The organism is Dietzia sp. E1 (assembly GCF_014145015.1).
In the GTDB taxonomy this organism is placed as follows: domain Bacteria; phylum Actinomycetota; class Actinomycetes; order Mycobacteriales; family Mycobacteriaceae; genus Dietzia; species Dietzia cinnamea_A.
Genome location: NZ_JAALDU010000129.1, coordinates 1 through 6,395, shown reverse-complemented (window position 1 = coordinate 6,395; position 6,395 = coordinate 1). Strand labels below are relative to the sequence as shown.

Genomic DNA, 6,395 nt, shown 5'->3' with positions numbered 1-6,395 from the left:
GACGCACCGATCGCGCGCAGCAGTGCCAGCTCGCGCAGCCGCTGCGCGACGAGCATGGAGAAGGTGTTGTAGATGATGAACGTGCCCACGAGCAGGGCGATGAGCCCGAACGCCACGAAGAAGTAGTTGACGAAGTCGAGGATGGTCGACAACTGCTCGGAGAGCCGCTCGCGGACCTCGTCGCCGGTGCTGACGGTGTAGTCGGGGAACTCCGCGGCGATGGTGTCGCGGACCTGCTCCTGGCTCACGCCCGGCTCGGCGCGGACGGACACGTCGGAGGCGTTCTCACCGTCGGTGAACAGGGCGCGGGCGCGCTCCTCGGAGAACCCGACGCCCACGTACCCGCCGATGTCGGTGTCGCTGGCGTAGGAGCCGACGATCCGCACGTCGAGCATGCCCTGGCCGGTGGTGTAGACCTGCGCGGTGTCACCGATGGCCAGCCCGGCGCTCTCGAGGACGGTGGTGGGCAGGACGACCTCGTCGTCGCCGGCCGGGGCGCGGCCGTCGACGATCCAGCTGCTGTCGCCGACCGAGTGCTCGGGGTCGACCCAGGCCAGTCCCTCCGACGGGGCGCCGCCGGACTGGTAGGGGGTGCCGTCGGCGTTGAACAGCACCACGGTGCCGGAGACGCCGGGCGTGGCGGCCTCGACGCCGGGCAGGTCCAGGACCCGTTCGGCCACCTCGAACGGGACGCCGGCGCCGCGCGGGTCCTCGGGCTCGATCATGGCGGACAGGTCCGCGGTGCCCTGTTCGAGCAGGCCGTCGAAGGTGCTCTTGAGGGTCGAGGTGAACACGAGCGAGCCGGTGACGAACGCGGTGCCCAGCACCACGGCCAGCACCGACAGGACCAGTCGGAGTTTGTGCGCGGCGATGTTGCGCAGGGAGACGCGCAGCATGGGCCGCGAGTGGCGGGGCGCGTGTCGCGCCTCGTGCTTTCCGCCGGCCATCACCGCTCCTCGAGGGCGCCCATGGCCGACAGGATCTCGTCGGCGGTGGGGCGCTCGAGCTCGCGGACCACGCGGCCGTCGGCGAGCAGCAGGACGCGGTCGGCGTAGGTGGCGGCGCGGGGGTCGTGGGTGACGATCACGACGGTCTGGCCGAAGTCGTCGGCGGCGCTGCGCAGGATGGACAGGACCTCAGCGGAGGAGGTCGAGTCGAGGTTGCCGGTCGGCTCGTCGCCGAACAGGATGTCGGGGCGGCCGACGAGGGCGCGGGCGCACGCGACGCGCTGCTGCTGCCCGCCGGAGAGCTCGGACGGGCGGTGCGAGAGCCGGTCGGCGATCCCCAGTCGCCCGATCACCTCGTCGAACCAGGCGCGGTCGATGGTGTGGCCGGCGATGTCCTGCGGCAGGGTGATGTTCTCCTCGGCCGTGAGGGTGGGCACGAGGTTGAAGGACTGGAAGACGAAGCCGATCCGGTCGCGGCGCAGCGCGGTGAGGTCCTTGTCCCCAAGCCCGACGATCTCGGTGTCGCCGATGCGCACGGATCCGGAGGTCGGCCGGTCGAGGCCGGCCATGCAGTGCATGAGGGTGGACTTCCCGGAGCCCGAGGGACCCATGATGGCGGTGAACCGGCCGCGTTCGAAGGTCGCGCTGACGTGGTCGAGGGCGCGGACCTCGGTCTCCCCCTCCCCGTACGTCATGACGAGGTCGGTGGCGACGGCGGCGGCGTCCGCCGCGCCCGCCCGGTGGTGGGTCTCGGCCTGGGTGGTCATGTGCTCCCTCGGATCATGGTGGTCGACCTACAGCTTGCAGGAGTTCGGAGCCGGGGCCGATCGGGGATTGCCCGGGTTTCCACCCTGATCCTGCCCGCCGGGCCAGGCGTCGAGGGTGCGTCTGCTGGCGAAGTGGCGTGGCTGCCCGGTGAAGGGGTCGGTGAAGGCGATCTCGGAGGCGAGGAGCTGCAGGGGGCGGGTGAAGTCGCCGGGGGTCATGTCGAGGACGTCCGGGTAGAGGTCGTCGCCGAGGATCGGGGTGCCGAGCGCGTTCATGTGGACGCGCAGCTGGTGCGTGCGCCCGGTGGTCGGTTCGAGGCGGTAGAGGCCCAGTCGGTCGGGCCCGGCGCCGCGGGTGTCGAGCAGGGTGATGCGCGTGTGGGCGTCGGGTTCGCCGTCGACCTCCGTGGCTTGGAGGACGCCGCGGGTCTTGAGGATGCGGCTGGAGCGCTCGCGCACGGTCGCGACGCCGTCGGGGGCGGGGGCCACGGCCAGGTAGGTCTTGGTGACGCGGCGGGCGGCGAAGAGGTCCTGGTAGGCGCCGCGGTACGCGGGGTCGGCGGTGAACACGAGGACGCCGGCGGTGAGCCGGTCCAGGCGGTGGGCGGGCGCGAGGTCGTCGAGCCCGAGGTCGCGCCTGAGGCGCACCAACGCGGTCTCGGTGACGTGTCCGGCGCGGGGGGTGGTCGCGAGGAAGTGGGGTTTGTCGACGACGACGAGGCGGTCGTCCCGGTGGAGGACCTCGATCTGATGCGGCACCGGGATCTCCGGGTCCGGCGTCCGGTACATCCACACGTCCATCCCCCGGTGCCGCCGGGTGGCCGGGGTGACGGCCGCCCCGTCGGCGGTGACGACCTGCCCGGCCTCGAGGGCCGCGTCGAGCTCGGCGAGCCCGTCGGGGAAGCGACGTCGCAGTTCCTCGACGATGCTGCGGGGTCCCTGTCCGGGGTCGGCGAGGCGGATCCGCACCGGGTCGACACCGTCGCGCAGCGGGAGCGGACGACCGCGGCGCCTGGAACTGGACATGTCCCTCAGCCTAGTCGGTGAGCTACACTCACTCGCGCAACATCTGTCTCGTGCATCACATGCACCACTAGAACCTCGGGAGCGCTCATGATCGACGCCGTCGTCGACTTCTTCCTCTTCGGCCCCGGTCGCGCCGTCCTCCCGGCGTTCCAGGGCAGCTTCAACCTGGCCTACCCCGCGAACGCACCGTTCCCCGACGAGTTCTGACCGGGCCCGCCTCCCCGAGGGTCGGCCGGGCCCGGCGGCGGTCAGCGCCGGAAGGTGACGTGGATCGTCCCGCTGGCCGCCGTCTCCGTGGTGACGGTGCGTCCCCGCTCGAGCCCGCGCAGGTCGTCCCAGAGTCGGACCCCGCGGCGAGCACGATGGGCGCGATCCCCACGTGCAGCTGGTCGACGAGGTCGGCCTTGAGGAAGTCCCGCACGACGCTCGCGCCGCCGCCGATCCGGATGTCCCGCCCGCCGGCGGCCTGTCGTGCCCGCTCGAGCACGTCCTCGGGGGCGGCGTCGACAAAGACGAAGCGGGTGCCGTTCGCCATCTCGATCGGCGGCCTCGGAGAGTGCGTCAGCACGAAGACCGGCACGCGGAAGGGCGGTTCGTCGCCCCACCACCCGCGCCAGTCGGGGTCGTCCGGATTGGCGTGCAGGCCGAACATGCCCGCTCCCATGATCTCGGCGCCGATCCCCTCGAAGTAGGCCGCCGCGTACTCGTCGTCCACCTCCGTCGTGCCCTCACCGCTCGGGTCGTGCAGCACGCGCTCGCGGAAGGTGCGGGTGGCGGCGTACGCGGCGGTCAACCGGCCCCAGTCCTCTCCCATCGGGTCGTCCGCGGTCTGGTCGGTGGTGGTCGCGAATCCGTCGAGGGAGATGTTGAGGTCGACGCGGACGGCCATGAGCGCCGGCCGATCCGAGGAGGGCCGGTGTGACCGACAGATCTGTTATCAACTGTCGAGAACGGCGGTAGTCTCAGGACATGAGCTCCCTCGAGAACACCGTCGTCGTCGGCGTCGACGGCTCTGCCGCCTCCACCGGCGCGGTCGCCTACGCCGCCAACACCGCCGCCGCCCGGCGCGTCCCGCTCAGGCTCGTGACCACGTACACGATGCCGGCGGCGATGTTCGCCGAGGGGATGATCCCGCCGCAGCCCGTCTACGACGAGCTGGAGCGCGAGTGCCACCCGATCATCGAGCAGGCGCGGGCCACCGCGGAGAAGGTCGCGCTCGGCGTCGAGGTGTCGCACGCGATCGTCGAGGGCAACCCGGCGCAGGTGCTCATCGACTACTCGCGCAAGTCCAAGATGATCGTCCTGGGCTCCCGCGGGCTGGGCGGCATCAAGGGCATGGTCCTCGGGTCCGTCTCGGCGGCCGTCGCCAGCCACGCGTTCTGCCCGGTCGTCGTCACCCGTGAGGACACGGACGACCTCGACCGCACCGGCCCGGTGGTCGTGGGCATCGACGGCTCCGAGGTCAGCGCCAAGGCCACCGAGTGGGCGTTCGCGGAGGCCTCCGCGCGCGACACCCCGCTCATCGCGGTGCACACCTGGATGGACCCGCAGGTCCAGGCGGCGGCCGCCGGCATCTCGCTCACCGAGGACGACTGGAAGCAGCTCGAGGACCAGCAGCTGCAGACCCTGTCGGAGCGGTTGGCGGGGTTCTCGGACCGCTACCCCGACGTCGAGGTGCAGCGGTACGTGACCCGCGATCGCGCGGTCCGGGCACTGGTCGAGCAGTCGGAGAACGCCCAGCTCGTCGTCGTCGGATCCCACGGGCGCGGCGGATTCGCGGGCATGGTCCTCGGCTCCACCTCCCGGGCGCTGCTGCAGGCGGCGCCCTGCCCGGTGATGGTCGTGCGTCCGGAGTCGCACTCATGAGCGGCTCGGAGGATGTTCAGGTTCGGCGCGACGACGCCGCGGGGCGGTTCGAGATCCTCGTGGACGGCGTCGTGGCGGGCCAGGCCGAGTACAGCGACGGCCCGGACGGCGTCCGCGAGTTCCCGCACACGGTCGTCGCGTCCGAGTTCGGCGGCCGTGGCCTGGCCGGACACCTGGTCGCCGAGGCCCTGCGGGTGACCCGCGAGGAGGGCCTGCGCGTGCGCCCGTCCTGCTCGTTCGTCGCGGGGTACATCGAGAAGAACCCCGGCTCGGCGGAGGTTGCCTGAGGGACACGGGCCAGTAACGAGTGAGCGACGTTTGATCACCGGGAGCCTCCGACCGGAAGCGTTCGTGTCTCTGCCGTGTTCTCCTGAGTGAGCGGCCCGTCCCGGGCCGAGAACCACTCTCGGGAAAGGACATCCGCAATGGGCACCATCATCGCGTGGATCATCATCGGCGGCCTCGCCGGCTGGATCGCCTCCAAGATCATGAAGCGTGACGCCGAGATGGGCATCGTCGCCAACATCCTCGCCGGAGTCATCGGCGCCTTCGTCGTCGGCTGGCTCGTGTCGTTCTTCACCAACAGTGAGGGCGGCGCCATGCCGGAGGCCTTCTCGATCCCCGGCGTTCTCGCCGCGATCGTCGGTGCATGCCTCCTGATCTGGATCGTCTCCGCGATCCGTGGTCGCGGGCGTTCCCGGGTCTGACACCCCTCGCACGAGGACTATCCGGACGGTCCGGCTCCCCCGTGGGGCCGGGCCGTCCGCGCACATCACCACCCTCTTCACACCACCACCGGAAGGAGCCCGAGATGGGACTGTTCGACAAGGCGGTCGACAAGGCCAGGGACCTCGCGCGGAAGAACCCCGACAAGGTGGAGGCCGCCCTCGACAAGGCCGGCGACGCGTTCGACAAGCGCACCGGCGGCAAGCACGCCGCGCGCACCGACAGCGTCCAGCAGAAGGCCGGCGAGTTCCTCACCGGGCGGACGGCCGACGCGCCCGACGTGCCCGACGCCCCGGACGGCACGCCGACCCCCGACCCGGACACGTCGCAGCACAGCCGCGGGCCGGGAGACTGACCGACGCCCGCCCGGCCGAGGTGGTATCGGCTATCACTGCCGATAGTCTGTTACCCGTGACGAGAACACGGTCGACCAAGCCCGGACCGCGGGAGCGGCTCCTGGCGACGGCGACCCGTCTGTTCTCGACCGACGGCATCCGGGCGGTGGGGATCGACCGGATCCTGCGCGAGGCCGGGGTCGCCAAGGCCAGTCTCTACAACACCTACGGGTCCAAGGACGAGCTGGTCGTGGCGTACCTGCGGTCGGTCGCCGAACGGGACCGCGACCTGTGGCGCCGCCGCGCCGACCTCGCCCCCGATGCCCGCGGACGCATCCTCGCGCTGTTCGACATCGTGCGCGAGCAGGTGGAGCCGGCGATGCCCGGGTCCTGTCACCTCGCGGCCGCGATCGAGTTCCCGAGCCCCGCGACCGACGGCGAGCGGGCGATCCGCGCGGCCGTGGCCGATCAGCGGACGTGGGTGGCCCAGACCCTGCGCGACGAGCTCGCCGCGATGGGGCTGGAGGACCCGGACAACATCGCCGACCTCGCCGACCGGCTGGCGCTGTTGCACGACGGCTCGGTCACCGCCGCGATGCTCGGCGAGGTCCGTACCACGGCCATGACCGCCCGCAGCATGGCCGAGCTCATCCTGGGGATGGTCACCGAGACCGCCTGAGCCCGGCGCCCCGACCCCCGACCCCCGCGCCCGGCGCCCGGCGCCCGGC

General features: G+C 71.8%; 9 protein-coding genes. 5 read left to right on the top strand and 4 right to left on the bottom strand.

Going from position 1 to position 6,395, the window contains the following annotated elements; translation table 11 throughout:
* The 4 genes from G6030_RS05480 to G6030_RS05465 form a co-directional block, all read right to left on the bottom strand.
* Nucleotides 1-947 (bottom strand): ABC transporter permease (locus tag G6030_RS05480; protein WP_182642450.1); only part of this gene is annotated, 947 nt, incomplete at its 3' end.
* Nucleotides 947-1,714: an ABC transporter ATP-binding protein gene (locus tag G6030_RS05475; protein ID WP_182642449.1), complete on the bottom strand. Its 768-nt coding sequence runs from the start codon at nucleotides 1,712-1,714 to the stop codon at nucleotides 947-949. The genes G6030_RS05480 and G6030_RS05475, both read right to left, overlap by 1 nt.
* 27 nt (nucleotides 1,715-1,741) lie before the next feature.
* On the bottom strand, nucleotides 1,742-2,740 hold the full coding sequence (locus tag G6030_RS05470; RefSeq protein ID WP_007628500.1) for a pseudouridine synthase: 999 nt from the start codon (nucleotides 2,738-2,740) through the stop codon (nucleotides 1,742-1,744).
* 160 nt (nucleotides 2,741-2,900) lie between these two features.
* A complete protein-coding gene (locus G6030_RS05465; RefSeq protein ID WP_007628496.1) occupies nucleotides 2,901-3,629 on the bottom strand; it encodes a dihydrofolate reductase family protein in 729 nt (242 codons plus the stop codon).
* Nucleotides 3,630-3,709: 80 nt separating this feature from the next.
* Between G6030_RS05465 and G6030_RS05460 the strand changes: the two genes are divergently transcribed.
* The 5 genes from G6030_RS05460 to G6030_RS05440 all read left to right on the top strand — a co-directional run bounded on the left by G6030_RS05460 (nucleotide 3,710) and on the right by G6030_RS05440 (nucleotide 6,346).
* Nucleotides 3,710-4,606: a universal stress protein gene (locus G6030_RS05460; RefSeq protein ID WP_007628494.1), complete on the top strand. Its 897-nt coding sequence runs from the start codon at nucleotides 3,710-3,712 to the stop codon at nucleotides 4,604-4,606.
* On the top strand, nucleotides 4,603-4,893 hold the full coding sequence (locus G6030_RS05455; protein ID WP_007628492.1) for a GNAT family N-acetyltransferase: 291 nt from the start codon (nucleotides 4,603-4,605) through the stop codon (nucleotides 4,891-4,893). Before G6030_RS05460 ends, G6030_RS05455 begins: the two co-directional genes overlap by 4 nt.
* 138 nt (nucleotides 4,894-5,031) lie before the next feature.
* Complete coding sequence (locus G6030_RS05450) at nucleotides 5,032-5,313, top strand: GlsB/YeaQ/YmgE family stress response membrane protein (RefSeq protein WP_007628491.1); 282 nt, start codon at nucleotides 5,032-5,034, stop codon at nucleotides 5,311-5,313.
* Between the two features lie 104 nt (nucleotides 5,314-5,417).
* Nucleotides 5,418-5,687, top strand: a complete 270-nt coding sequence (locus G6030_RS05445; RefSeq protein WP_007628489.1) for an antitoxin — start codon at nucleotides 5,418-5,420, stop codon at nucleotides 5,685-5,687.
* Nucleotides 5,688-5,743: 56 nt separating this feature from the next.
* Nucleotides 5,744-6,346: a TetR/AcrR family transcriptional regulator gene (locus G6030_RS05440; protein WP_007628488.1), complete on the top strand. Its 603-nt coding sequence runs from the start codon at nucleotides 5,744-5,746 to the stop codon at nucleotides 6,344-6,346.
* Nucleotides 6,347-6,395 lie beyond the last annotated feature (49 nt).